At 67.7% G+C, this 21,468-nt stretch carries 22 protein-coding genes, 1 tRNA gene, 1 other RNA gene and 2 pseudogenes; 8 read left to right on the top strand and 18 right to left on the bottom strand.

All coding sequences use genetic code 11. The features are described 5' to 3' along the window. Nucleotides 1-19 precede the first annotated feature (19 nt). Both ACFTWF_RS08240 and ACFTWF_RS08245 read right to left on the bottom strand, forming a co-directional pair. Nucleotides 20-1,261, bottom strand: coding sequence for a hypothetical protein (locus tag ACFTWF_RS08240; RefSeq protein ID WP_378460754.1), 1,242 nt, complete (start codon nt 1,259-1,261; stop codon nt 20-22). A 5-nt stretch (nt 1,262-1,266) separates the two neighbouring features. Then, a complete protein-coding gene (locus tag ACFTWF_RS08245) occupies nt 1,267-3,150 on the bottom strand; it encodes a sulfatase-like hydrolase/transferase (RefSeq protein WP_378460755.1) in 1,884 nt (627 codons plus the stop codon). A 106-nt stretch (nt 3,151-3,256) separates the two neighbouring features. Here ACFTWF_RS08245 and tgt point away from each other — a divergent pair, with 106 nt between their 5' ends. Continuing rightward, the gene (gene tgt / locus ACFTWF_RS08250; protein ID WP_378460756.1) at nt 3,257-4,501 is read left to right on the top strand and encodes a tRNA guanosine(34) transglycosylase Tgt; all 1,245 of its coding nucleotides are present in this window, start codon (nt 3,257-3,259) and stop codon (nt 4,499-4,501) included. 43 nt (nt 4,502-4,544) lie between these two features. Here tgt and ACFTWF_RS08255 read toward each other — a convergent pair whose 3' ends face one another. The 3 genes from ACFTWF_RS08255 to ACFTWF_RS08265 form a co-directional block, all read right to left on the bottom strand. Beyond that, entirely contained in the window at nt 4,545-5,273 is a 729-nt protein-coding gene (locus ACFTWF_RS08255; protein ID WP_378460757.1) for a queuosine precursor transporter, read from the bottom strand. Nucleotides 5,274-5,391: 118 nt separating this feature from the next. Continuing rightward, complete coding sequence (locus ACFTWF_RS08260) at nt 5,392-6,027, bottom strand: RDD family protein (RefSeq protein WP_378460758.1); 636 nt, start codon at nt 6,025-6,027, stop codon at nt 5,392-5,394. A 157-nt stretch (nt 6,028-6,184) separates the two neighbouring features. Continuing rightward, nucleotides 6,185-6,853 carry a hypothetical protein gene (locus tag ACFTWF_RS08265; protein WP_378460759.1) on the bottom strand — a complete coding sequence of 223 codons (669 nt, stop codon included), beginning with the start codon at nt 6,851-6,853 and terminating at the stop codon, nt 6,185-6,187. Nucleotides 6,854-7,390: 537 nt separating this feature from the next. Here ACFTWF_RS08265 and ACFTWF_RS08270 point away from each other — a divergent pair. After that, complete coding sequence (locus ACFTWF_RS08270) at nt 7,391-7,960, top strand: DUF4190 domain-containing protein (RefSeq protein WP_378460903.1); 570 nt, start codon at nt 7,391-7,393, stop codon at nt 7,958-7,960. Here the strand turns inward: ACFTWF_RS08270 and gluQRS are convergent. From gluQRS to ACFTWF_RS08285, 3 genes are all read right to left on the bottom strand, one after another. Next, nucleotides 7,935-8,885: a tRNA glutamyl-Q(34) synthetase GluQRS gene (gene gluQRS / locus ACFTWF_RS08275; RefSeq protein ID WP_378460760.1), complete on the bottom strand. Its 951-nt coding sequence runs from the start codon at nt 8,883-8,885 to the stop codon at nt 7,935-7,937. The two genes, ACFTWF_RS08270 and gluQRS, sit on opposite strands and share 26 nt — an antisense overlap. Before the next feature lie 11 nt (nt 8,886-8,896). Beyond that, nucleotides 8,897-9,508 (bottom strand): TetR/AcrR family transcriptional regulator, encoded by a 612-nt coding sequence (locus ACFTWF_RS08280; protein ID WP_378460761.1) that lies wholly within the window; start codon nt 9,506-9,508, stop codon nt 8,897-8,899. Between the two features lie 78 nt (nt 9,509-9,586). Then, entirely contained in the window at nt 9,587-10,165 is a 579-nt protein-coding gene (locus ACFTWF_RS08285; protein ID WP_378460762.1) for a dihydrofolate reductase family protein, read from the bottom strand. An 84-nt stretch (nt 10,166-10,249) separates the two neighbouring features. Between ACFTWF_RS08285 and ACFTWF_RS08290 the strand changes: the two genes are divergently transcribed. Further along, nucleotides 10,250-10,831, top strand: coding sequence for a TetR/AcrR family transcriptional regulator (locus tag ACFTWF_RS08290; protein WP_378460763.1), 582 nt, complete (start codon nt 10,250-10,252; stop codon nt 10,829-10,831). 13 nt (nt 10,832-10,844) lie between these two features. Here ACFTWF_RS08290 and ACFTWF_RS08295 read toward each other — a convergent pair. After that, nucleotides 10,845-11,321: pseudogene (locus ACFTWF_RS08295) on the bottom strand (lysophospholipid acyltransferase family protein); the annotation flags it as partial. A gap of 53 nt (nt 11,322-11,374) precedes the next feature. On the opposite strand from ACFTWF_RS08295, the gene ACFTWF_RS08300 reads away from it, so the two are divergent. Next, the gene (locus ACFTWF_RS08300; protein WP_378460764.1) at nt 11,375-11,962 is read left to right on the top strand and encodes a TetR/AcrR family transcriptional regulator; all 588 of its coding nucleotides are present in this window, start codon (nt 11,375-11,377) and stop codon (nt 11,960-11,962) included. Here ACFTWF_RS08300 and ACFTWF_RS08305 read toward each other — a convergent pair. From ACFTWF_RS08305 to ACFTWF_RS08315, 3 genes are read right to left on the bottom strand one after another with little or no spacing between them, the layout of a single operon-like run. Further along, nucleotides 11,946-13,484 carry a metallophosphoesterase gene (locus tag ACFTWF_RS08305; protein ID WP_378460765.1) on the bottom strand — a complete coding sequence of 513 codons (1,539 nt, stop codon included), beginning with the start codon at nt 13,482-13,484 and terminating at the stop codon, nt 11,946-11,948. The two genes, ACFTWF_RS08300 and ACFTWF_RS08305, sit on opposite strands and share 17 nt — an antisense overlap. Before the next feature lie 39 nt (nt 13,485-13,523). Continuing rightward, nucleotides 13,524-14,084 (bottom strand): TIGR03086 family metal-binding protein, encoded by a 561-nt coding sequence (locus ACFTWF_RS08310; protein WP_378460766.1) that lies wholly within the window; start codon nt 14,082-14,084, stop codon nt 13,524-13,526. Further along, nucleotides 14,081-14,890, bottom strand: a complete 810-nt coding sequence (locus ACFTWF_RS08315) for a helix-turn-helix domain-containing protein (RefSeq protein WP_378460904.1) — start codon at nt 14,888-14,890, stop codon at nt 14,081-14,083. Before ACFTWF_RS08315 ends, ACFTWF_RS08310 begins: the two co-directional genes overlap by 4 nt. Before the next feature lie 155 nt (nt 14,891-15,045). Between ACFTWF_RS08315 and ACFTWF_RS08320 the strand changes: the two genes are divergently transcribed. Next, nucleotides 15,046-15,561 carry a hypothetical protein gene (locus ACFTWF_RS08320; RefSeq protein ID WP_378460767.1) on the top strand — a complete coding sequence of 172 codons (516 nt, stop codon included), beginning with the start codon at nt 15,046-15,048 and terminating at the stop codon, nt 15,559-15,561. Here the strand turns inward: ACFTWF_RS08320 and ACFTWF_RS08325 are convergent. The 4 genes from ACFTWF_RS08325 to ACFTWF_RS08340 form a co-directional block, all read right to left on the bottom strand. After that, nucleotides 15,536-16,216, bottom strand: a complete 681-nt coding sequence (locus ACFTWF_RS08325) for a YoaK family protein (RefSeq protein WP_378460768.1) — start codon at nt 16,214-16,216, stop codon at nt 15,536-15,538. The genes ACFTWF_RS08320 and ACFTWF_RS08325 overlap by 26 nt on opposite strands. Before the next feature lie 101 nt (nt 16,217-16,317). Next, the gene (locus ACFTWF_RS08330; RefSeq protein ID WP_378460769.1) at nt 16,318-17,277 is read right to left on the bottom strand and encodes an alpha/beta hydrolase; all 960 of its coding nucleotides are present in this window, start codon (nt 17,275-17,277) and stop codon (nt 16,318-16,320) included. Nucleotides 17,278-17,455: 178 nt separating this feature from the next. Then, a tRNA-Ser gene (locus ACFTWF_RS08335) sits at nt 17,456-17,543 on the bottom strand. A 59-nt stretch (nt 17,544-17,602) separates the two neighbouring features. After that, complete coding sequence (locus ACFTWF_RS08340) at nt 17,603-18,097, bottom strand: DUF3558 family protein (protein WP_378460770.1); 495 nt, start codon at nt 18,095-18,097, stop codon at nt 17,603-17,605. Between the two features lie 125 nt (nt 18,098-18,222). On the opposite strand from ACFTWF_RS08340, the gene ffs reads away from it, so the two are divergent. Both ffs and ACFTWF_RS08350 read left to right on the top strand, forming a co-directional pair. Next, nucleotides 18,223-18,317, top strand: an RNA gene (gene ffs, locus ACFTWF_RS08345) — signal recognition particle sRNA small type. A 43-nt stretch (nt 18,318-18,360) separates the two neighbouring features. Next, the gene (locus ACFTWF_RS08350; protein WP_378460771.1) at nt 18,361-19,659 is read left to right on the top strand and encodes an aminotransferase class I/II-fold pyridoxal phosphate-dependent enzyme; all 1,299 of its coding nucleotides are present in this window, start codon (nt 18,361-18,363) and stop codon (nt 19,657-19,659) included. Nucleotides 19,660-19,712: 53 nt separating this feature from the next. Here ACFTWF_RS08350 and ACFTWF_RS08355 read toward each other — a convergent pair whose 3' ends face one another. Then, on the bottom strand, nt 19,713-20,549 hold the full coding sequence (locus tag ACFTWF_RS08355) for a DUF1206 domain-containing protein (protein WP_378460772.1): 837 nt from the start codon (nt 20,547-20,549) through the stop codon (nt 19,713-19,715). Between the two features lie 88 nt (nt 20,550-20,637). Further along, nucleotides 20,638-21,111 carry a hypothetical protein gene (locus tag ACFTWF_RS08360; RefSeq protein ID WP_378460909.1) on the bottom strand — a complete coding sequence of 158 codons (474 nt, stop codon included), beginning with the start codon at nt 21,109-21,111 and terminating at the stop codon, nt 20,638-20,640. Here ACFTWF_RS08360 and ACFTWF_RS08365 point away from each other — a divergent pair. Continuing rightward, nucleotides 21,110-21,169 (top strand): annotated as a pseudogene (locus ACFTWF_RS08365) (hypothetical protein); the annotation flags it as partial. The gene ACFTWF_RS08360 and the pseudogene ACFTWF_RS08365 sit on opposite strands and share 2 nt — an antisense overlap. Nucleotides 21,170-21,468: the final 299 nt, after the last annotated feature.

The raw sequence follows: 21,468 nt of genomic DNA on the forward strand, positions 1-21,468 counted from the left end.
TCCCGCGGTTAACAAGTACTCACAGGCACGCAGTGCTACCCCCGGCCTCGAAGGTGGCGGTGTCGCAGTAGGCGGAGCGCGGATAGTACGGACCCATGGTGGTGGCGGGGTCGGTGTGGTTGTTCTGCGATGCCTGGACCGACTGCGGGTAGAAGGCGTCGGACGGCAGCATGTACCGCAGGAACAGCACCTTCTTCGCGACGTCGGTGGAACCCCAGGGGATGACGGTGACGGTGGGGTCGGCTGCGGCGCGGGCGGGGACGTCCTGCGGGGCGGCGACGACGTAGGTGTAGTTGCCGTCGCTGTCGGTGCGGGTCTGGAAGTCGGCGGCGCACGCGACGACGGGATACGGCGTCACCTGGTCGTTCTGGCACATCGACCAGTACCGCACCTGCCGGTCGGGTGCGGTGACGGGTTGGCCGGCGCGGGTGTCGGGGAAGGTGGGCGCCCGGCCCTGCACCACGACGATGCGTCCCGGCTGGTAGGTCAGCCCCGCCCCGACGTACTTGTTGTCGCCGTTGGGGAACAGTCCCGACGTGCTCGCGGGGTTCACGAACGTGGCCTCGGGGACGTTGCCGGGAAATGCGCCGGACGCGGCGCCGGCGATGATCTGATCGAATCCGGCTTCCGCGATCTGCCCGAGGGGGCCGTTGTCGTAGGCGGCGGGGTCGAATTCGGTGCCGCAGGTCGGAACCGGCGACGTTCGGCCCGCGGACGTCAGTGTCACGTCGGGCAGTGGGACGCCGCCCGACGGCGATGCCGGGTCGTCGGGCACGTAGACCCGGATGATGAGGAAGCCGACGGGCACCGACTGCGCATCGACTCCGGCCGGGAGGGCCTGAATCTGGTTGCGCGAGTGATCGGCCGGTCCGGTCACGACCGTCGCGTGCCACCGCTTCTGCGGGGTGGGCAGGGAACCGGCGGCCGCGTCGGTGAACGGGTTTCCGCTGCCCGGGTCGGGCCCGATCTGGTTGTCGCGCAACGTGTCGACGGTGTCGAAGTTCGTCCCGTACGTGTTGAGCGAGAAGTAGCGGGCTGCCGGGTAGGTGCCGTTCAGTTCGATGCTGTCGCCGGGCCCCAGCGCGTAGGGCAGCACCCAATACGTCGCGTTGGCGTCCGGGAAGGCCACGTTGAGCACGGTCGAGTTGGACATGAACTGCCACGCGCACGGCGCCGTCGGAGCGGGTGCCGCCGAGGCGACCGACACCGCGCCCGTCCACAGCAGCAGGAGACACACGGCGGCAACGACCTTCCCTGCCATGGTGGTCAGAACACCTCCCCGAACGCGGTCAGCTTCTCGATGCCCTCACGGTCGATCTCGCCCGGAGTGTAGCGGTTGATCAGCTGGATGTAGGCGAGATAACGCGCCATCGCGTCGGCGCTCTGCTGGGCGAACGCCGGGGGCAGCGGCGCGGCGAGCTGAGTCGGCAGGTACTGGGTCATCAGCTGGGCGGCCATCGCCGGGCCACGCGGGTCGTGATCGAAGGTGTTGTCGAGTTCGGCCCGGCCGCGCTCGGTGGCGTAGTCGTAGAACTCGTACTGGAACGACGCGGGGTCGACGAAGGACGTGGGCCCCAACCACTTCGAATACACCGCGACCTTCGCCTCGGGGGTGCGCAGCACGTAGATGTGGGTGGGGGAGTTGTTCCAGTTGACCCCCTGCGGCGCGTGCTCGTTGGTGGCCAGGACGACGTGGTCGCGGCCCGCGGCGGCGTTGCTCCGCAGCAGCGGCAGGAGATCGACGCGTTCGGCGTACGTGGCGAACAGGTCCCCGGACATCCAGTTCCGGTCGCCGTGACCGAGCGTCGCGAGCAGCGGCACCACGTCGACGCTCGACGTGAGCTGGGCGCGCGGGGTGTCGGTGTCGCCGGTGAATCGTCCGGTCGGGTCGGCGACGATCAGCGGGATGTGAAACGCCTCGTCGTAGGCGGTGGACAGCTTGCCCGCCACGAAGCCGTGCGCCCCCGCGTACTCGCCGTGGTCGGATGTCATGACGAACACTGTGTTCGCCGCGACGTCCGCCGGCAGCGAATTGATCACCGTGCCGATGTGATGATCGACCATCGACAGCACGTTGGTGTAACTGTCCAGGGCCCGCTCCCAGTACGTGTAGGGCGCGAAGGCGATGTGCCGGTCGGGGTCGGTGCCCTGGCCGTAGGGCTGGAGGTAATAGTTCGACAGATTCTGGACGTCGTCGGTGACGCCGCCCCACACCAGGGCCTGGAACTCCCGCGCGAAAACCTGGGTGCTCGGTTTCGACTGCAGCGCCTTCTCGGGTTCCCAGTTCGGTGGCACGGACGGAAAACCCAGCCGCGGGGGATCGCTCTCGCCGGTGGTCACCGACCAGGCCCGGGCGGGGCTGAGCGGGGGAACGTTGTTCGCGTACAGCGACTGGTAGCGTTCGGCTTCCGTTCCGGCCCAGAAGAACTGCTGGTCGTGGGGGTTGACGAAGCTCGCCGTGAGGCAGAACGGCCCGTCGCCGGGTTTTCGCGTCGACAGCCAGGCCGCCGCCTGGTCGGCGATGTGCCCGTCGAATTCGAAACCCTCACCGTTCAATCCGATGATGTCGGGCATGGTCAGCCCGTCGAACCCGTACTCCTCCAGATAGCCGGGGGCGAGCCCCGAATCCTCGTCGGGCGACGGCGACAGATGCCATTTGCCGACGTACGGCGTGACGTACCCGGCCTGCCGCAGCAACTTGCCGTACGTCGGAAAGTCGCGTCCCATCGCGGGCGACGGGACGGGGGAGGCCCGATTTCCGGTCCGCGTCTGCAACATCCAGTTCTGCAGCGGGTAGAGCCCGGTGACGAAGCACGCGCGGCCCGGACTGCACGCCACCCCGGCCGTGTAGTGCTGCGTGAATTTCACCCCGGGCGCCCACAGCTTGTGGAGGTTCGGCATGAACCGCTGCAGGAACTGGTCCGCGGTGGTGATCCCGGCCGGAAAGACCTGGGGAAACCGCATCTCGTCGACGACGATGAACACGATGTTGGGCTGCACGTAATTGTTCGGCTGGCGGCGTAGCGGCGTCTCCGACGCGTCCGCCCGGCGGTCGAAGAGACCCGACATCACGGTCACCCCACCCGCGACCGCTGCCCCCGAGAGAAACGTTCGCCGGTCGATTCGATGTCCTGACTTCTCGTCGGTCATGGCGGTTCCTCCGGTCGAAGGGATGGGATCGTCTCACTGTCTGTACCCACTTTCGAACGAAGTAGTGATGTGTCGGCGGAAATGTCGCGCGTGATTGGATACACCCGTGAATGCCGTAGTCCCGACCCCGCCCGATCCGTTCTTCACCGTCGGCACCCGACTCGACGGCAGGCTGGGCCGAACCGGGACCATTCACACCCCGCACGGCGACATCGCGACGCCGTCGTTCGTGGCCGTCGGTACCAAGGCCACCGTCAAGGCGGTGCTGCCGGAGAGCATGAAGGAACTGGGTGCGCAGTCGCTGCTCGCCAACGCCTACCACCTGTACCTGCAGCCCGGTCCGGACATCGTGGACGAGGCCGGTGGCCTCGGCAAGTTCATGAACTGGGACGGCCCGACGTTCACCGACAGCGGCGGATTCCAGGTGATGTCGCTGGGTGTCGGGTTCAAGAAGGTCCTGGCGATGGAAGCGGTCGGGGTGAGGTCCGACGACGTCATCGCCAAGGGCAAGGAACGCCTGGCGACCGTCGACGACGACGGCGTCACCTTCAAATCGCACCTGGACGGGTCGCGGCACCGGTTCACCCCGGAGGTGTCGATGCAGATCCAGCACCAACTCGGCGCCGACATCATGTTCGCGTTCGACGAGCTCACCACCCTGCTGAACACCCGCGGGTACCAGGAGCAGTCGGTGGAGCGGACGCAGGCGTGGGCGGTGCGCTGCGTTGCCGAGCACGAGAAGCTCACCGCGGAGCGTGCCCACCGCCCGTATCAGGCGCTGTTCGGGGTGGTCCAGGGCGCGCAGTACGAGGACCTGCGGCGGCAGGCGTGCCGGGGCCTGGAGTCGATCACGGGCGAGAGCGGCCGCGGCTTCGACGGGTACGGCATCGGCGGGGCGCTGGAGAAGCAGAACCTGGGCACCATCGTCCGCTGGTGCAACGAGGAACTCCCCGAGCACAAGCCGCGGCACATGCTCGGCATCAGCGAGCCGGACGACTTCTTCGTGGCCATCGAGAACGGCGCCGACACGTTCGACTGCGTCAATCCGTCGCGGGTGGCGCGCAACGCGGCGATCTATCACCCGGCCGGCCGGTTCAACATCAACACCAGCCGCTTCCGTCGTGATTTCACACCGATCGACGAGAACTGCGACTGCTACACGTGCGCGAATTACACCAGCGCCTACATCCACCATCTGTTCAAGGCCAAGGAGATGCTGGCGTCGACGCTGTGCACCATCCACAACGAGCGCTTCACCGTGCGGTTGGTCGATCAGATCCGCGACAGCATCGACGGCGGCTACTTCGACGACTTCAAGGCCGACACGCTGGGCCGCTTCTACCGCAGGTGAGTGGGAATGCGTCCTCGGGGACACATTCCCACTCACGTGGGGGTCAGAGCTGGTAGGTGGGCTCGCGCTTCTTCACATAGGCGATGACGCGGTACGTGATCGGCATGACCAGCACCTCCACCAGGGTCTTCCACAGGAATCCGACGATCACGTAGTTGACGAAATCGCTCCACGTGCTGATGCCGATCGCGCCTGCGGCGATGGAGCAGAAGATCAGGGTGTCGGCGAACTCACCGACGATGGTCGAGCCGATGAGCCGCGCCCACAGATGCTTCTCCTTGGTGCGCTCCTTGATCAGGACCAGCGTCACCGAGTTCAGCATCTGCCCGACGAGGTAGCCGGACAGCCCGGCGATCAGCAGTCGCGGGTACACGCCGACGACGGTCCGCAGCGCTTCCTGGTTCTCGTAGAAGTCGGCGGACGGCAGTTCGATGAGAAGCCAGAAGCAGAACGCGGCCAGGATCAGGGCGCCGAAGCCCAGGTAGATCGCGCGACGCGTCGACTTGAACCCGTACACCTCGCTGAGGACGTCGCCGAGGATGTAGGCCAGCGGGAACAGGAAGAACCCGCCGTCCGTGATGACCGGCAGGATCTGCAGCGGCCCGAGCGTCAGCGACGAGTCGGCGAAGAATGCGACGCCTTTCGTCGCGCAGATATTCGAGATCAGCAGCGTCGCGGTGAAGAGCGCGACGAACGTGGGGTAGTACCCGCGGCTGACGTGCGCGAACGTCGCGTGGTCGTCTGGTTTGGTCTGCTGATCTGAGGCTGTCACGCCGCAATCCAAGCACCTGCAGGTGGAGGGGCGCGAATCAGGAACGGGTGAACGTACCTTTTGTCCGATCTGACGCGACGAAAGGTACGTTCACCCGCCCAGTGGGACGTGACTCGGACTAGCCCTGGACGACGCGCGTGCCGCCGGCCAGTTCGTCGTGCTTGCCCTGCTTGGTGGGGCTGCCGTTGATCGTCACGCCGATTACGACGGCGGCGACGACACCGAGCAGACCGAACAGGAACCCGAGGAACGGGAACCCGCCGAGCGCGCACAGGACGTAGAAACCGTTCCGGGTCAGCGACTGCTGCTGGGTGGGCAGTCCGCCGTTCGGGCCTACGACGCGCAGGCCCAGGAGCTGCTTGCCGAGCGTCTGCCCCCGCGTCGTCTCGAGGAACACGAAGTAACCCACCGCGGCGGCCGCGGTGAGGATCGCCCCGAGAAGGCTGCCGAGGAAGGTGCCCACCACCAGCGAGATGACGGTGGTGACCACGGCCAACGGAATGCCGACGATGAGGCCGTCGATCACCCGCGCCCCGAGGCGCGGAAGAAGGTCGCCGGGCCGGGTCGGGTCGAACCCGAAGTCGGGCTGAGTGAACGGCTGGGTGCCGAACTCCTGCGCCGAATCGAACTGCGGCTGTGCGCCGAACTGCTGTCCGTACTGCTGCTGTCCCGCCCCGTTGTAGTGCGGCTGCCCGTACTGCTGCCCACCGAACGGCCGTTGTCCCTGGTTGGGATCGAATCCGCCAGAAGTCATGTGTTCCCCCTCGAATCGCGAGTCCTGAATGTCTCGGATGACGCCTGAGCACAATACGCAAGGGGTGGGAGTGACTCGAGTGACGGGAGTAGCAAAACGGGTGGGCGTGCTTCCGTCCCGCAGGACAGGAGCACGCCCACCCGTGGGGCGCGAACGGTCAGGCCGCGACGTAACGGCCGGTGAGCACGCGGTAGGCGTAGGTCGACGCGATGATCGTGATCGGGATCGAGACGAGAAGTCCGACACCGCAGAGGAGTGCACCGACGATGTTGATGCCGACGAGGGCCAGGGCCAGCAGCAGCACCTGGCCGACGTTCTGCGAGATCACCCGGAAGCTCGACTTGATGCCGGTGATCGCGTCCTCGTTCTGGTCGATGACGAACTGCAGCGTCCACCACGTCAGGAAGATGACGATGAGACCGGGGATGATGAGCAGCACGAAACCGATGGTGGAGGCCACACCGATGATGACGCTGGCGATGATGATCGCCCCGACGTTGGTGAACTGGAAGAACGAACCGAACGCCGGCTTGTTCCCGTCCACCTCGTGCAACGCGCCGCGCACGAGTGCGGCGTTGATGAGGTAGCCGACGATGGTGGTGACGATCGTGCCGATGATGCGCCACACCGAGAACGCCGCGCTCATGTCGGAAGACGTGCTGAATCCACCGAAGACGAGGTTCAGCACCACCTCGATGACGACGGCGATCAGGAGAATGCCGATCCAGATGAGGGCGTTGTCCTTGAACTTGTTCCAGCCGTAGCCGATCGCGTCGCCGACCGAGAACTGTCCCGGCGTCTGCCCGGGGGCGCCGTAATCCGACATCGGCGGGGGCGGCGGATATCCGCCGGGCGGTGGGCCCTGCGGCGGCGGCGGGTAATTACCCTGCGGCGGCGGGTAATTTCCGCCGGGCGGGGGTCCTTGCGGCGGGGGCGGGTAATTGCCGGGCGGCGGCGGATAGTTACCGCCGGGGGGCGGTGGGTAGTTACCGCCGGGGGGCGGTGGCGGATATCCGCCGGGCGGTGGACCCTGCGGCGGCGGAGGGTAATTTCCCGGAGGCGGCGGATAACCACCGGGCGGCGGCGGAGGGTTGCCCTGCGGGGGATATCCGCCCTGGTCACCGCCTTGGGGTTTGTCGTTCGGGTCGTATCCACCAGTCGTCATGTGATCCCCTCAGCAAGAGTTGAGCGCTCGCGCGTGACAGTGCGAATAAACACTACGTGGACAATCCTTTACTCGCCTCCCTTTGGTCTGCTTCTTCTCCTGCGGTTTTGATGCTTTACGCTGGTTATCGTGACTAATTCTGGGGGATCGGACGATTCGAATCCGTACAAGGGGCAGACGCCACCGAGTTACGGTGAGGTGCCGGGATTACCGCGTGACGGTTACGGGGTCGACGAATCCGGTTATCCCACCTATTCGGCGCCCACCGAAAAGTATCCCGACTACCAGCAGCCGGGCGCGTACGGCACTTCCCCGAATCCGTATGCGGCGCCGAATCAGTACGGCGGCGACCAGTACGGCGCCCCGAACCAGCAGTACGGGACACCCAACCCGTACGCCGCCCCGAATCAGTACAACGCCCCGAACCAGTACGGCGCACCCAATCAGTACGGGGCACAGGGCCAGTACGGCGGTCCCGGTCCGCAGTACGGCGCACCGAATCCGTACGGCGCGCCCTACCCGCAGTCGCGCGGGACGAACGGTCTCGCGATCGCGTCGCTGATCACGTCGATCGTCGGCGGGTGCTTCTACGGCGTCGGCTCCATCGTCGGCATCATCCTCGGCATCGTTGCGCTGGGCCAGATCAAGCAGTCCGGGCAGGAAGGCCGCGGTCTCGCGATCGCCGGAATCGCCATCGGCGGAGCCTACGTCGTCGGCTGGATCCTGTTCTTCGTCATCATGCTCATCGCGGCGGCGTCGGGGGCCTGACCACCCACGGTTCGCGGGGCAGACGGGCGGGGTCGAAGCGGTCGAGGAGGCTGCTGAGATCCACGACCTCGCCCGGTGCCGCGAGTCCGAGCGACGTCGCCATCAGACCGAGGACGTCGCCGGGGGTGCGTCCCAACGCTTTCAGGTCGGCGAGGGTGACGGCGCCGTCGCGTTTCGCCAGCCGCTTGCCGTCCTCGTTGAGTGCCAGCGCGACGTGCGCGTAGGTGGGGGCGGTCAACCCGAGCAGTCCCGCGAGGTACGCCTGGCGGGGCGCGGACGACAGCAGGTCGTCGCCGCGCACCACCTGATCGATTCCCTGGGCGGCGTCGTCGACCACGACGGCCAGGTTGTAGGCGGGCGTTCCGTCTCCGCGGCGCAGCACGAGGTCGTCGACCATACCGGAATAGCTTCCGTGCAGGACGTCGTGGATGGTGAACGACGTGACGTCGGCGCGCAGTCGCAGTGCGGGTGGGCGGCCGCCGGCGAGCCGATCCGCGCGTTCGTCGAGTGTCAGGTCGCGGCACGTCCCCGGGTAGGCGCCCTGGGGGGCGTGCGGGGCCGAGGCCGCCTTCTGGATTTCTCTTCTCGTGCAGAAGCACTCGTAGGTGAGACCGGCGTCGTGGAGCTGCGCGATGGCATCCGCGTACCGCGGGATCCGGTGCGACTGCGACACGACGTCGCCGTCCCAGTCGAGTCCGAGTTCGGTGAGGTCGGCCAACTGCTGGTCCCGGGCGCCCTCGCGGACGCGGTCGAGGTCTTCGACGCGCAGCAGGAACCGCCGGCCGGTCGACCGCGCGAACAGCCACGCCAGCACGGCCGTCCGCAGGTTTCCGAGGTGCAGGTCGCCGGACGGACTGGGGGCGAACCGTCCCGCACCCTCCGCCGAATGTGACAGCGGTTCACTCTGACGAGACGAATGTGACATCAGGCGACGGGTCAGCTGGCCAGTTCGATCGACGACGACGGCGCGGCGTCGGCGCCCTGCAGAACCATGCCGATCTGGATGTCGAGCGCGTGCTCGAGGTACTCCGGCGGATACAGCGCCGGACTGCCGAGCGCGTCGAGGGCCAGGCCGTCGACGGTGGCGAGCAGAAGTGCCGCACGGGTTTCCGCTTCGGGTGTGCCGATCCCGATCAGCACGGCGGACAGTCCGGTGCGGATGGTGAACAACGTCTGGCGCCGGATCTCGGCGAGCGACGGGGAGGTCGCGGCCCGGACGGCGAAAGCCGCCAGGACGTGGACCTCCCGCGACCTCGCCTCGTCCAGCGGCAGGAGCTGGGACATCGCCGCGAACAGGGCAGGCGCGGGGTCGCCGCCGCGGTCGATCTCCGACAGCCGGGCGAGCACGGTGTCGACGAGGGTGCGCAGCGCGAAGGCGAACATCTCGTCCTTCGTGGAGAAGTGGTGCTGGACGGCACCGATGGACACACCCGCCCTCTTGGCGACCTCGCGCACGCTGGCACCCTCGAGGCCCGACTCGGCCGCGACATCGAACAGGGCTGAGGCCAGGTGCTCGGGGCTGGTGGACGAGTATCGGCGTTCGCGCATGCCCCGAACATTACTTACGTATTGATTCGATACGTGCGTCAGAGGCTCGTGTCGCCCGAGTGACGGGTGTGTTTTCGGTTATCGGCGGACGTACGTCAGGAAAATCATCCCGCTCTCGAAGGCCCGGCTGTCGGCGAGCCGGAACCGCTGGGGTGCGAATTCGCCGTCGAACAGCGGAATGCCGGTGCCGATCGCCACGGGGTTTAGCTTGATCCGAAGCTCGTCGATCTCGGGCTCCACCGCGGCCGCGAGTTTCCCGCCGCCGCACAACCAGATGTCCTTGCCGTCCTCCTGCTTGAGTTCCCGTACCTTCTCGATCGGATCGCCCGAGACGATCTCGACGTCCGGGTCGGGCGACTCGGTGATCGTCGTCGAGAACACGCACTGCCGCAGGTGCGCGTACGGGCTGGTCACGCCGAGGTCGAGGCCCGGCTGGTAGGTGCTGCGGCCCATGAGCACCGTGTCGAAATGCCGGTTGGGGGCGTCGATTCCCAGCGGCGCCCGCATGTGGGTGGGGACAGTCTCGGGGTACTCGGCGATCATCACGGGCATGTGATCGCCGTCGACCTCGAAGATGGCGCCGGTGGGGTCGGCGCCGTCGGAGCCGGCGATGAATCCGTCGATGGTGCCGGCGACGTAGTAGACGAGCTTTCGCATGTGGGTCCTCCCGCGGTCGGTAACTACTCCGTTTGTAGTACTGTAGGCGCAGTGGTTGCAAGCTCTTTTTGCGAAGGAGAGTCGATGGCGCAGAATCCGGAGCGACGCGCGGCGCTCGTGAACGCGGCGATCGAAGTGCTTGCGCGAGAAGGCGCCCGCGGGCTCACCTTCCGCGCGGTCGACGCGGAGGCCGGGGTGCCGAAGGGGACGGCATCCAATTACTTCGCCAACCGCGACCACCTGTTCGACCAGGTGGGCAAGCGGATTCACGAACGCATGGGGCCCGACCCCGCGGTACTCGAGGACAGCGTTCGTCGACCGCAGAACCTGGCGCTCGCGATCGAGTACATGCAGGCACTGTTCGGCAGGATCACCCACGACCGGTCGGGATACCTCGCGCTGCACGAGTTGCGACTCGAAGCGGTCCGGCGGCCCGAGTTGCGGACCACGTTGACCCGCCCGATCTCCGAGAATCTGGAGCGCGACATCGGGTTTCATCTCGACTCGGGGCTCCCCGGCGACCGCAGCACCGTCGTCATGCTCTACCTCGCGATGAGTGGGCTCATCGTCGAGCACCTGACGCTGCCCGGAGTGCTCGAGGCGGTCGACATCGACGCGCTCATCGCCGATCTCGTGACGCGCGCCGTGGCTACGCCGGACGCCTGAGCGCGTAGTCGTCCGGGTTGATCTGGCGGGTGCCGTGCATGGCTATGGGCACGACCGGTGCGCCCGTCGCGAGGGCGACCCGGGCGATTCCGGTCTTGCCCTTGTGGAGTCGGCCGTCGGGCGACCGCGTGCCCTCCGGGTAGATTCCCCAGGCCTTGCCGTCGCCGAGGATCTTCCGTGCGGTGTTCAGTGCGGATTCCGCCGCGGAGGCCCCGGATCGGTCGATCGGAACCTGCCCGGCCGCGGTGAAGAACCAGCGTTTCGCCCGGCCCTTCACGCCGCCCTCGATGAAGTACTCGTTCTTGGCGACGAACGTGATGCGCCTGCGGACCATCAGGACGAGGAAGAACGAGTCGACGACGGTGAGGTGATTGCTCGCGAGGATCACCGGACCCGACGCCGGGATGTGGTGTGCGCCGTCGATCGTGGGCCGTCCGAAGACCCGCAGAACCGGTCCGATCAGCACGTATTTGAAGATCCAGTACCACACGGTCGAACTCCTGACTCGCAGCGAAGGGAGCGTAGACACTGTCTATTGATGCTATGATAGACACTGTCTACATGAGTGGAGAAGTCCAATCCCTGCGCGAGCGACTGATCGACTGCGGCCGCGAATTGCTGGACGAGGGGGGCATCGACGCCGTCGGGTTGCGCGCGGTCGCCCGCCGCGCCGGGGTGTCGCACGGAGCGCCGCGGCGGTACTTCCCCACCCACAAGGCGCTGCTCGCCGCCGTCGCGGCGTCGGGGTTCGCGGAGCTGTCCGAGGACCTCCGGTCGGCGACCGCGTCCGAGACGGATCCTGTCGAGCGGTTGCGGCAGACGGCACACCGGTATCTCGCGTTCGCCGACACCCACCGCACCCTGTACGAATTGATGTTCCGGCACGACCTGCTCGAGGGTTCGGGGCAGGACCTCCGGCAGCACTCGGCACCCCTGTTCGCGTTCGTGGTTGCGCTCGTCGCGGACGCCGGTGCCGCGGAACCGGACGTCGTGGCGTTGAACCTGTGGACCCACCTGCATGGAGTGGCGACCCTCCGGACCGCCCGCAGCATCGACGTGATCGTCGGGGACTTCGACGCAGGCAGCTACGCCGCCCAACTGATCGAGCTACATCTCAGGGCACGGGGATGACGGCGCGCGGCAGGTCGGCCCGCAATTCCACATCGGTGACGAAGTCTCCGTCGCCGGGCTCGTAGCGTCGCTGCGGATCGAAGTCCTCCACCCGGAAGCTGTCCAACGTGGGGGAGTGCGTGGTGACCGCGAGCGCCCCGCCGTCCAGGTCGAACTGCAGGAGCCGCTGAAAACCGGTCTCGCGGCGGCCGTCGACGGTGAAGTATTGGTAGTCGGCCAGCAGTTCCACGACCTTCCGGTCCGTGTCGTCGACCTTCCGGTCGGTGACCGTGGTCTGCCCGTCGACATGTCCGGCGAGCACCAGGAACACCGTCTCGAACGGAACGACGAGCCGGTTCCAGATCTGCTGCCCCGCACTGCTCCCGATGTCGCCGAACCCGCTCATCCGCAGCGAGCCGTCCTCGTCCAGGTAGTAGTGGCTGCCGATCACCACGTTGCGGTCCGGATGGTCGGCGAGCACACCCTCCGCCCACTTCAGGACGTGCTCGGGTGGGTTGTAGCCGATGTAGAGCATCAGGAATTTCGCGCCGGCGATGTCGAGCAGATCGTAGTGCGCCGAATTGTCCGTGTCCGTGACGGATCCGCCCCAGTACGGCTGGTCGCGGAACCGCCAGGGCCCGAAGAACTCGTTGTAGAGGGCGTGGTTCTTCTCGTGCTCGCCCGGGATGAGCCGTCCGCCGGCGTTCCACAGATTGTCGTGGTTGCCTGGCAGGACACCGTAGGGAATGCCGGCGTCCTCGAGCGTGGCCATCGCCTTGTCCGCGACCTCGAACTCGGGCCGGGCCCGGGAGTCGGGTGCTCCCGGGCGGATCCAGCTCTGGACGAGGTCGCCGGTGTGCATGGAGTAGGCGATCTTGCGTGCGGCGGCGTTGTCGGCGGTCCACCGGGTCATGTCGAAATACACCTCGGGCCGATCGCGCGACACGTACTGGGTGTCCGAGATGTGCTGCAGCGCGAAGTCGTACGTGCTCGGGTCGGCGAACTGCTGATCGGCCGTCGCGTTGGCCTCACGGAAACTCCGGTCCCGCCGGGGACCGTCGACGACGAGGATCTGCGCGGAGTCCGCATCCTCGATCGTCGTGGTCAGCGTGACCGGGCCGCCCGGGGCGGACGGCTGAGCCGTCGCGACAGCCTCACCCCAGCTCTGCCTCTCCTCGTCCCACACGTGCATCGCGAGGTCGTCCAGATTCACCGACCGGCCCTGCCACGTCACGTCGCTCCCGGTGGTGTCCGCAGGAAACCGGACCTCGTATCGCATGTACGGGTACTCGTCGAAGTCGCGGCTGGTGGCCGACGTGCCGTCCGACTCGTCGCCCGGAATCCGCTGCGAGGGGATGGCCTCGCCGGTGGTCCCGGCGAACATCACCGCCGACGCGAGCGGCACCGAGGTGGTGAGGCCGCGGGCCGGCAGTCCCGACGCGCCGCGGGGTTCGGGATCGGCGAGGGCCACCATGTCGCCCCCGAGCAGTGCCGCGGCGAGCGTCACCGCAGCGAGTGCGGCAATCCGTCCCGGCGCGCTCATGACCCGAGGCTACAAGCGCGGCCGGGACGGTGCCGACCGTCAGGCCTTGCGGCCGAGGAAGGCCAGGACCCGGGTCTGCTCGTCGGCGTCCGCGGACACGTTCACGGCCGGGCCGCACACGCCGGCCGTGCGGATGTTGTCGCCCAACTGCTCGGCGACGCCGCCCACCCACGCCAGGTCGTCGGCGGGAATGGTCTCGTCGAGACCGGTGGCCCGGGCCAGGTCCCAGCCGTGGACCACCAGATCGAAGCAGTAGAAGCTGTCGACCGTCGTTCCGAGTTCGGTGCGGCCGAAGTGCCCGTCGTACTCACGGCCGGCGAGAGCGGGGTCGTCCAGGATCTTCTGCATCTCATCGCGGGTGGACGCCCACGCGGCAGCCGGATCGTCGTCGACGGACGGGCCTTCGGGCAGTTCGAGATCCACGACCGTGACGATGTAGCGCTGCGTGTCGATCACGTGCCGCACGACGTCGCGGGCCGTCCAGCCGTCGCACGGGGAACTGTCGTCCCAGCGATCGGCGGGCACGGACTCGACCCGGTTCGTGAACTTGGCGGCGAGATCGCGGTAGTGGGCGGCGGGGGTTTCGGTTGTCGAGGTCATGCTGCCGATTCTTCCCCTGTCCACTGCCCGGGCGCTTGAACATTTCCGACATCGACGACGGATTCCGTCCCGTGCCAGTCGGGTGCCTCGCCGGCGAGGAGAGCCGACGGGGTCAGCGACGAGATCCGGCGGCATTCCCGCGACAGGTGCGCCTGGTCGCTGTAGCCGGCGGTGGCGGCGAGTTCGGCGAGTCCGGCCCGCGTCCCGGACTGCGCCAGCGCCATGAACCGCTGCAGTCGCAGGATGCCGCGCAGTGTCGCGGGCCCGTACCCGAACGCGTCGTTGCAGCGCCGCTGCAGTTGCCGCTCGGTGACCGAGGCGGCGTCGGCGAGGGCACCGACGGTCCAGGAGTGCCGCGCGAGGGCCCGCCGGACATTGCCGATCAGCGGGTCGGCCTCGGGTCCGCGATCCCGCCACATCCGCACGGCGTTCTCGAACAGGGCGATGCGTTCCGCGTGGCCGGATGCGTTGTCGAGTCGGTCGGTCAGCGTCCGTTCCCAGGTGGACCCCAGCACGTCTCCCAGCCCGACCCGGACGTTGCGGACCTCGGCGGCCGACGTGCGCAGCAGCGGCGCGCCGGCGCCGGGACGGAAACGGACACCGACGGAGTCGGTGCCCGGAGGCAGCGTGAACGACCAGGCAGCGGTTTCGGGACCGCACACCCGGATCCCGACTCCCCGGATCCACAGAATGTCCATGCACGCGTCCGGCACCAGCAGGTGTTCGCCCTCCGTGCGCGCCGACCATCCGCACACCAGGGTGTCGGTGAGGTCGGGCGACGGCGAGGTCGGCGTGTACCAGCCCATGTCATGGAGCGTAATCACCGATACCGACACGTGCGGGCGGGCACATCGCCCGAAGTGCCCGCACCAGCACGCAACTCGAGGTGAACTGTATGCACGGGTCCGCAGAGGTTCCCCCGGAGGCCCGCCACTTCGCCGTCACAGAGAACGAGGACTCCATGAGACGAACATGGGCGCTGGCAGCGATCGTCGCCGTCAGCCTGACCTTCTCGAGTTGCGCATACGACCGCACCGACTCCGGCGACACGGGAGGAAACGCCCCGGTGTCGCCGACACCGACGTCCCCGCCCGCCGCGCCCGGCACGCCGGTGCTGAAGATGGGGTCGACCACGCTTGGCGAAGTGATGGTCGACGACGGGGGCATGACCGTCTACGTGTACGACAAGGACGAGGTCGGGTCCGGCGCCAGTTCGTGCCGCGACACCTGCCTGCAGTCGTGGCCGCCGGTCACCTCGGTCACCGAGAACCCGACGGTGCAGGGACTGAAGGAAGTCGTCGTCGACACGATCCCCGCCGCGGACGGCACCCATCAGCTCACCGTGAACGGCCGACCCGTGTACCGCTACAAGGACGACAACAAACCGGGCGACGCGTTCGGTCAGGCCGTCGGCAGCGTGTGGTGGACCCTCGACTCGGCGGGCAACCCGGTCACGACAACTGCGGGCGGCGAGTAGGCCGGTCGATTCGCCGGTGGACAGTGGCGGTCAGCGTCGCCGACAGCGCTGCAGCGAACCACAGGGCGTCCAGCCCGATCCAGTGGTGCGCGAGTGTGCCCGTCACCGCCCCTACCACGAGGCCCGCCCACAGCGCGAAGTGTCGGAGCCACGCCCACCGCGGCCCGCCGAACAGTGCCCCGGCCAGCCGATGTCCCATCTTGACGAGGGCACCCGTCATGTAGGTGAGGCCGACGGTGACCTCGCCGTCGCGCTGGAAGAAGGAGTTCTCGGCGCCCATCGCGAGCAGCATCGCGCCGACGGCCACGGTGCTCGCACCGAACGTCGCCGCGATCGAGCCGGCGATCAGCAGGCCCGACACCACCGCGAGCACCGTCGTCCGTACGGGCAGGTTCCGCCGGTCGGACAGGTGCACGACGACGGCACCCAGGACGCACCCGAGCACGAACGTGCCGATCACCGCCGCAGCCGTCAGGGCGGGTGACCATCCGGCGTCCGCGAAGTCGACGCTGAACCGGGTGAGGTTTCCGCTCATGAAGGCGACGAAGAACCCGCCGAGCGTGATGAACCCCAGCGCGTCCACGTACCCGGCCAGCGTGGACAGCACCACCGCCAGGACGACTATCCGCCTGCTGTCGTCGATCGGCACCCCCACATCAAACACCGCGGCGACCGCGCATCAAACCCCATCGAACGACAGTGGCCCCCGATCCGGAGATCGGGGGCCACTGTGCAGTGGAGCGGGGTGGGGTCTCGCTAGGAGGTGCCGAGGGCGGGGGCGAGGGTGCTGGCCCAGGACTCGTGCAGCCGGTCCTGCCAGTAGTTCCACGTGTGGAGGCCCTCGTCGGCGATGTGCGTCTGCAGGTTGGCGCCTGCGGCCCTCGCCGCGGGGACGAACGTCCTACTGCTCAGACCCGAGGCGGTCTCGAGGGGAACCGTCTGCGAGAACTTGACCGGGTCGAACGATTTGCTGTCCGGGTCGACGGTGGGATCGCCTGCCGCGGAACCGGCACCGGACGAGATGTAGACGGACTTGCCGCGCAGTGCGCCAACGTTGAGCAGCGGGTCGTTGCGAAGCCACGTCGCCGACGGCCAGAAGCCCCACATGTTCAGCGCGTTGCCGCCCATCTGGCCGACCGAGACCTGGATGCCCTGGGCGAAGCCGGGCGAGCTGGCCGTCGGGTACCCGCTGTAGGAGGCGACTGCCTTGTAGAAGTCGGGGTGGTGCGTGGCGAGGTTCAACGCCGAGGTGCCGCTCATCGACAGACCGGCGACCGCGTTGTTCACGCCGTCACTGCCGAACTGCGAAGCCATTACCGGGGGCAGTTCCTGCGTCAGGAAGGTCTCCCACTTGACCCGGCCGAGCTTGGGGTCGTCGCGAAGCCAATCCGAGTAGAACGTGCCGCCGCCGCCGAACGGAATGGCGACGTTGACGTGCTTGCCGGCGAAGAAGTTCTCCACGTCGGTCTCGATCAACCAGCCGTTGTTGTCGTCCGGTGCGCGCAAGCCGTCGAGCAGGTACAGGGTCGGTGCGGGACCGCCGCCCGCCGCCTTGAGCACCTTGACCGGAATGTTCTTGTCCATCGACGGTGAGTACACCGAGATCACGGCCGAGTCGGCATGCGCGATGCCGGTTCCGGCCAAGACGGACACGAGGCCCGATGCCAATACTGCGACGAGGCCCACGATCAGCGCGCGGGTGCGATGAATCGCCATCCGAATGTTCCTTTTATCTCGAATCGACACACTGCACAGCGAACGCTGCACGGGAGACGATAACAGGAAGATAACGAGTTGCGCCTGTCGTGGTCTGGTCGTCCGCTACGGAGGGGCTGCCTACACGACGAAAGAAGCCCCTACGAACCGCTTCTCGGCAGTTCGCAGGGGCTTCCTGTGGCGGAGGATAGGGGATTTGAACCCCTGAGGGCGTTAACCCAACCCGCGTTCCAGGCGAGCGCCATAGGCCACTAGGCGAATCCTCCGTGGAGGAGCATACCCAACGACGGCGGCTCACCGTTAAACGGCCAGGTAGTCGCCGGTTCTACGACCACTTCAGCTGGTCGGCGGCGTACTCGGCGAGGGGGACGGAGCGGTCGCAGGACGTGTCCGGGTTCGCGGTGGCGTCGAGCCCGAATTTCGTCTCGATCGACAGGGTTCCGGCGTCGGTGCTGACCTCGAGGATGCACTGGTACTTGCTCTCGGCGAGGGCGCGGCCCTCCAGTCCGCCGACGTCGATCGTGCGCAACGCGTCGACCGGTTCCGGTGCGCTCGTCGTGGTGACGGTCACCGTGTTCAGCGTCTCGGGCTTGCCCCACGTGCAGGCGCGACGCTCGGGACTGTCGGTTGCGGCGCCTTCGCCGGCGCCCGCCGTCAGAAGCGGTGCGAGCGTCGCATCGTCCGCGAGCGTGCACGGCTCGGCCGCGTCCCAGCTCACCGCGTCCGAGGCGGCCGAGGTGTCGTCGCCTCCGCCGCAGGCCGACAGTGCTGCCACGGCGACAGCGAGTACCGCCGCGTGTGCTGTCCTTCTCAGTTTCATCCCGATCCTTTGCCGAAGGTGGCCGAATGCGGGGGCGACCGTAGCACTGGCCGAGGTCAGACGTGCGGCGTCGGCCGCGACCCGGGGTGGATCCCAGCCACGGCCCGGGGCCGTCTACACTCTGTGGTGGATCCCGCGCGGCGCGCATCCTGTGAACTCCCCCAGGGCCGGAAGGCAGCAAGGGTCAACGGGCTCTGCCGGGTGCGCGGGGTCCCCTATCTTTCGCATACCCGACCCACGATGTCGGTGAGAGGCCGCTCCTGATGACCAACCAGACCCAGATCGGGTTGATGAGCCATGAGGAACTACTTTCGGAGCACGAGCGCCAGACTGCGAGTTACGCGCAGCTGAAGACCGAGAAGCTCACGCTCGACCTCACCCGCGGCAAGCCCTCGCCCGAGCAGCTGGATCTGTCGGCGGCGCTGCTGTCCCTGCCCGGTGACGGCGACTTCCGCGACGGCAACGGCACCGACACCCGCAATTACGGCGGGCTCACCGGGCTGCCGGAACTGCGCGCCATCTTCGGTGAACTGCTCGGCATCCCCGTCGAGAACCTGCTCGCCGGCAACAACGCCAGCCTCGAGATCATGCACGACAACGTCGTGTTCGCCCTGCTGCACGGCACCCCCGACTCCCCGCGCCCCTGGTCGCAGGAGGAGAAGGTCAAGTTCCTGTGCCCGGCTCCCGGCTACGACCGCCACTTCGGGATCACCGAGACCTACGGCATCGAGATGATTCCGGTGCCGATGCGCCCGGACGGCCCCGACGTCGCGGTCATCGCCGAGCTGGCGGCGAACGATCCGCAGATCAAGGGGCTGTGGGCAGTTCCCAACTATTCCAACCCCACTGGCGCGGTGTACTCGGAAGAGGTCACGCGGACGCTGGCGTCGATGCCGACCGCCGCCCCCGACTTCCGGCTGTTCTGGGACAACGCCTACGCCGTCCACCCGCTGGTCGGTGAGACGGCGCCGTCGCTGGACGTCCTCGGGATGGCCGCGGAGGCGGGTCACCCGAACCGGCCGCTCGTGTTCGCGTCGACGTCGAAGATCACGTTCGCCGGTGCGGGCGTCAGCTTCTTCGGTTCGTCCACCGCGAACCTGGCGTGGTACGAGAAGTACCTCGGCAAGAAGAGCATCGGTCCAGACAAGCTGAACCAGCTGCGTCACCTGCGGTTCTTCGGTGACGCCGACGGCGTGCGCGCCCACATGGAGAAGCACCGCGAGATCCTGGCGCCCAAGTTCGCGCTGGTCCTGAAGATCCTCGAGGATCGCCTCGGCGCGTCCAAGGTGGCGTCGTGGACGGAGCCGAAGGGCGGATACTTCATCAGCCTGGACGTCATCGAGGGCACCGCGAAGCGCGTCATCGCGCTGGCGAAGGACGCGGGGATCGCGCTGACCGCCGCCGGATCGGCGTTCCCGTACGGCGTCGATCCCGAGGACAAGAACATCCGGCTCGCGCCGAGCTTCCCGTCCCTGGAGGATCTGAACAAGTCGATGAACGGTGTCGCGACGTGCGTGCTGCTCGCGGCCACCGAGTCCCGCCTGGATCTGCCGAAGTCCTAGACATCGCCGTCCGGCCGCTCACCGTCGGGTGGGCGGCCGGACGCGTCTCTCCACTACATCCGGGCGTAGCGGGCCATCACGAAGCTGTACACACCGTATGCGGCGATGCCCAGTGCGGCGAGGACCAGCAGGAACTGCCCGAACGGCGCCGAGCCCAGGGTCTTCACCGCGCCGTCGATGCCGGTGGCCTTGGACGGGTCGGAGTTGAAGACTGCCACGATGACCAGCACACCCGCGCCGGCGATGACGAGCCCCTTGGCGACGTAACCGACCACGCCGAGGGGTTCGACGAACCTCGACGGAGTGCCCTTCAGGTCGTCCAGGAAGTTCTTCGCCGCCCCCTTGTAGATGTGGTAGACGCCGACGCCGATGGCGACCAGGGCGACGACGATCAGGACGAATTTTCCGCCGCCGGACTGCATCAGCCGGGCGCTCATCCCGGCGTTCTGCTCGCCGCTGGACTTGCCGCCGCCGCGCGCGAACTGGACTGCCGAGAACGCGAACGCGAAGTAGACGACGGCCAGGCTGAACGCCTTGATTCGGTCCATCGCCGACGTTCCGTCGTCGTTCGCGTCGGACTGTTCGGAGGGGTGCGGCCCGACGATCGTCTCGGCGAGCCGCCACAGCGCCATCGCGACGAACGCGATCGCCGCCGCCCACAACGCGAATCGGCCACCGGGTTCGGAGGCCAGCGTGCCCAGCGCCCCGGACTGGTCGGCGTTGCCACCGCTGCCGAACGCCAACTGGATGATGATGTACGCGATCAGCAGATGTACGAACCCGCTCATCACGTGTCCGGCGCGGGCCACCCGTTCGAAGGTGGTGCTGTCGGTTGCGCGATCCACGGCTCCGCTGATACCGCTGGCTCGGTTGGCTTCGTTCTGGGCCATCGGGTGTCCTTCGGGGTCGTGCGACGGACCGGAGTCCCTTGACCGTAGTCGCGTACCCGGTATCGGCCGCGCCGACACCGGGTGAGCGCTATCGCACTGCGCTCGTGACGCGGTCGATCAGGTTGGAGGCGCTGTAGTAGTCGAGGCGGAAGCTGTCCTTGCCGAGCGCGATCACCTGCTTCTCTACGGACGGCGTCTGCTGCAACGTCGGATCCGCGAGGAACCGCTCGGCGTCCGCCGCGTCACCGATCACGATGAACGTGGTGTTGCCGGGCACCGCCCGCGGCAGGTTCTCCTGCCCGACCGGCACGACGTCCTTGCGGCCGGCCATGACGCCCTTGTCGGCGGCGCTGATGTCGGCGGGCAGCCCCGATGGCCGCCGGATCTGACCGCTGAGGTCCTGCCACGACTTGTCGTCGTACCGCAGCACCACGACGGGCGCGATCGCCTCAGCACCCAGGAACTGGGATGCGGCGCCGAGTTCGCCGCCGATCTCACCGGCGCCACTACTGCCCTGGCTGCGGCGCGAATGGGCCGCCACCGGCAACCCGGCGTCGACCATCGTCGCCGGCTGCAGCCTGGGCGGATCGACGGCCTGCTACCTCGCACTGACGGCGCCGCACACGTTCGGGTGTGCCGTCAGTCTGTCCGGATCCTTCTGGTGGCCCGGATCGGGGCCGGGCGTCCCGTTCCAGGACCGGGTCCGGGCGACGCCGGCATCGGGCAGCCGGTTCGACCTGGAGGTCGGGGCCCTCGAATGGATGCTCGTCGAACCCAACCGCGACGTGCGCGACCTTCGTGCGGGAAACCGGCCACCACGTGCGGTACCGGGAGTTCTGCGGAGGCCACGACGTCCTGCACTGGCGCGACGGTCTCGTCGCCGGCGTGGCGGCGATGCTGAAACGTACCGACCGGTAAT

Origin of the sequence: Rhodococcus sp. NPDC056960, from assembly GCF_042674125.1 — a bacterium.
In the GTDB taxonomy this organism is placed as follows: domain Bacteria; phylum Actinomycetota; class Actinomycetes; order Mycobacteriales; family Mycobacteriaceae; genus Rhodococcus_F.